The sequence below is a fragment of the Campylobacter showae CC57C genome (genome assembly GCF_000344295.2).
Taxonomy (GTDB): domain Bacteria; phylum Campylobacterota; class Campylobacteria; order Campylobacterales; family Campylobacteraceae; genus Campylobacter_A; species Campylobacter_A showae_B.
This window is the reverse complement of sequence record NZ_AOTD01000084.1, coordinates 1-3760: the sequence shown is the minus strand read 5'-3', so window position 1 is coordinate 3760 and position 3760 is coordinate 1. Positions and strand designations below refer to the sequence as shown.

Genomic DNA, 3760 nt, shown 5'->3' with positions numbered 1-3760 from the left:
TACTAGCTCCGTTAAAGACGCTCGCGAGACAAGCCGCAAATTACTCGACGTTGCCAAATATGTCGAGGCTTTTATCATATTCTTTTGTTTCCACCCCAAAAAACCCCAGCAGCGAACTAAAAACATTATCGTGCGAGACGGCGTCGTCTTTTTGGGCGCGCAGACGAGCTAGCGTCGCTTCATCGCTTGCGTACGCCATCATAGGGATGTGCTTTTGCGCCTCGGGCGCGATGGCGTAGGGCATACCGTGCAAGTAGATGCCGTTTTCGCCCAGGCTTTCGCCGTGGTCCGAGAAGTACCAAACCGCGCTTTTATCGCCGCCCGCGTCCTTGACCGCCTTGATGACCTCGCCAACAAAAAAATCCGTAAAAAGCAGCGTGTTGTCGTAGGTGTTTACGATGCTATCGCTATCGCAGGAGCTAAGCTCGCTCGTGTCGCAAGTCGGGGTAAATTTGCGAAATTCGCTCGGATAGCGGGCGTGATATGCCGGGCCGTGCGAGCCTTGCAAATGTAGGACGATGATCTCGTTTTGCGCGAGATTTGTGAGGCGTTTTTTGAGGGAGGGCAGCATATTCGTATCGTATCCCGCGTCAAAATACTCGACGTCGCCCGCGTCCAAGCGGTCGCAAACGCCCTTACATTTGCCCGAGTTGTTGCCCAGCCACACGACCTTGACGCCCGCGCGTTTTAGGATATCAAGCGCGTTTTCGCTAAATTCTTTGCTACTGTACTCGCTTCTCGTGGATTTTGAAAACAAGCACGGCAGCGAGACGGCTGTAGCCGTTCCGCACGAGCGAGCATCGCTAAAATAGACTAAATTGGGCTCATTTTTCGTGTAAAAATTCGTGTCGTTTTTAGCGTATCCGCCGAGCGAATAGTTTTTCGCGCGGGCCGTTTCGCCCACGATCAGCACCATCAACCGTCGCTCGCGGCTCGGCTTCATCGTGGCGTCCATGCCGATTTGTTTAAATTCAGGCTTGAAAAACTCCATTTTTATGTATTTTTGCGCCGCGTAAATCGGATAAAACGGCAGGTTGTAGGCTCTGATGAAGCTGTTTTCTCGAAAAAACGGGATGAATGATTTGGTTTGCAGCAAAAACAGAGCCGCCGCGAGTGCTAGAAACCCGAAAAATGAAGCAAATTTGACCTTTATATGCCGCCTTGCGCCGCCGTACTCGATCCTTATAAACGCGACCAAAAGGCAGGGCAAAACGCCCAAAAATAGCATGTAGCAAACGAGTTTTGGATTTAAAAAGCTTAACACTTCGCCCGCGTCCGTTTGCGCGACGTTTCTTATCATTTCGCTATCGATTATGATACCATAGCTTTGCATGAAGTAGCTGCTACCGCACGTAATGGCAATCGCAGCGATACTAACGGGCTTAGCTAGATAGGGCAAAAAAACGAGAGAAAAGAGCGCGCAAAGAAGAGAAAAATAGATGATCGGCAGACTCGCGGCCATAGGCGCGTCCGCGTCAAAACTAAGCTTTGAGTAGGCAAATTTAAATAATGCGAAATTTAGCGCGGCGATAAAAACGGCGTTTAAAAGCGTAAATTTAAACCAAGAAATACGTAGCTTCATAGCTTTCCTAATATTGATAATAAGAGTGAAACTTTATCCAAAAAAAGCTTAAAGCTTTAGTCTTTAGCGGTAAAATTTGAGCTCAAATTTGACGTTAGATATAAATTTGAACTTTTAAATTTAGATTTTGGTGTAAATTTGGTAGCCACTTTGGTCAAATTTTACTCGTTAAAATAGCAACACAAAAAGCGTCCACGCCCAAGTTATCACAGCCGTGCCGATAGAGAGGCAAACGGCGGCTGAGGCGCAGTCTTTGGCGATTTTAGCCAGCGGATGAAAGCCCGGCGAAACGAGATCCACTACCGCTTCGATCGCGGTATTTAGGCACTCGCAGACCAAAACGAGCCCGAAAACGGCGATCAGTAGCGCGTGCTGCGCGGCAGAAACGGGCAAAAACAGCGAAACTAACGCAAGCGGGGCGATGACGCAAAGCTCAAAGCGAAACGCTGCCTCGTTTTTTAGCATCGCGGCAAGCCCCTCGAATGCGAATTTGGAGTTTTTGAAAAAGCTGTATTTGGGTTTCATATTTTGCCTTTAAATTTGCGCAATGATAGCGTAAATTTGCTTTATAAGGCGCTTTTGCGGACGGCGCGATAAACAAAAACGTAGCCGAATTTGCCGCTCAAATTTGATAAAACTCGGCTAGTTTTTTACTCATCAGAAATCTTTGAAGTCTTGTAAAGTAGCGCAAACGCCGCCGCTCCGATAAGCGCAAAGCTCGCAACCATCGGCAGTAGCGTCCCCTCAAATAGCTGCCCGATCGCGACTCCGATAGGAAGCGAGATAAAGGTCGAAACCGAGCCGATCAGCGCAGCCGCCATGCCAGCGATCTTGCCCATAGGCTCCATCGCCATCGCGTTTAGGTTGCCAAAAAGTATGCTCACGCAAAAAAAGCTACTCATGCAAAACGCCATAAAAGTCCACAGCGGCGGCACTCCGTCATACGCAAGAACGACTGGCAAAAACGCGACCGCGATAACGCAAAACGCTCCCATGGCGCGCATGCTAAGGTAGCGCATGCCGTAGATCATCACGAGCTTTGCGTTTATCATCGATGCGACACCCAGGGTTAGGGCGTTTATCGCAAAATATATAGGAAATTCGTCGCCTAGCTTGTAACTCACCTCAAAAATCTGCTGAGCGGTGCTGATATAGCTCAAAAACATCCCAAAAATCAGCCCCAAAACGATCGTGTAGCCTGCGGTACGTCTATTTTTCACTACCTGCGCGGCTTCGCTTTTTATCAAATTTAGGCTAAATTTATTGCGGTTTTGCGCAGGCAGAGTCTCGCTCTGGCGCAGTCCAAACCACGCTAGGCACGCAAGTCCCATAAAAGTAAGCATCAAAAATATGCTGCGCCAATTATAAATTTTAAAGATAAAACCGCCAATGATCGGAGCAAGTGCCGGCACGATGATAAAAACTGCCGCGATAAAGCTCATCACGCGAGCCATCGCGCGCCCCTCGTAAAGATCGCGGATAAGCGCCATCGCGATGATCCTAGGGCCCGCAGCGCCTAGTCCCTGGAAAAATCTGCTCGCCAAAAGCGCGGTAAAATCGCTCGTGACGACCGAAATAAATGAGCTTGCCGTAAATATCGCAAGCGCGAGCAGTACGGCGTTTCGTCGCCCGATAAAGTCGCTAAGCGGCCCATAAAATATCTGTCCGACGGCAAAGCCCGCAAACATCGAGGAGATGACGAGCTGGGTTTGATTTATCTGCGTAACGCCAAGATCCAGGCCGATCTGCATGAGTGCGGGCAACATCGCGTCGGTGCTCATAGCTCCAAGCGACGTAAGAAGCGCCATAAGCGCGATAAATTCTACGAAAGGCAAGGTTTTGGGGATAAATTTCATCTTAAATTCCGCTTTTTGGATTTGAGATCGATTGTATAAAAAATAAGCTTAAATTTTTGAGGTCTATTTGGGTAGAAATTGGCGCCAAATTAAATTTGATCTATCTAAAAACCTGGGGTCAAATTTGGAGATCAAATTTAAGTCCGCACGAGTAAATTTAGCTAAATTTACCGCTTTAGTGAGTAGTAATTTAAGAAATTCGAGATTTTACTGTGAAGTATTTAAAAGTAAAACATGATGAGCTGGTTGCTTTTGGATTTTATTGAAATGTTTTAGATTGTAAAAAATAGGTAATGGTGGTTAGAGGCTAACTAGATTTAAT

At 47.4% G+C, this 3760-nt stretch carries 3 protein-coding genes; all 3 read right to left on the bottom strand.

From position 1 onward, the window contains the following. Positions 1-40 precede the first annotated feature (40 nt). Entirely contained in the window at positions 41-1582 is a 1542-nt protein-coding gene (locus H740_RS03355; protein WP_004322504.1) for a phosphoethanolamine transferase, read from the bottom strand. A gap of 168 nt (positions 1583-1750) precedes the next feature. Beyond that, positions 1751-2107 carry a diacylglycerol kinase gene (locus tag H740_RS03350; RefSeq protein WP_004322502.1) on the bottom strand — a complete coding sequence of 119 codons (357 nt, stop codon included), beginning with the start codon at positions 2105-2107 and terminating at the stop codon, positions 1751-1753. A 125-nt stretch (positions 2108-2232) separates the two neighbouring features. Beyond that, a complete protein-coding gene (locus tag H740_RS03345) occupies positions 2233-3438 on the bottom strand; it encodes a multidrug effflux MFS transporter (protein ID WP_004322500.1) in 1206 nt (401 codons plus the stop codon). Between the last annotated feature and the right edge of the window lie 322 nt (positions 3439-3760).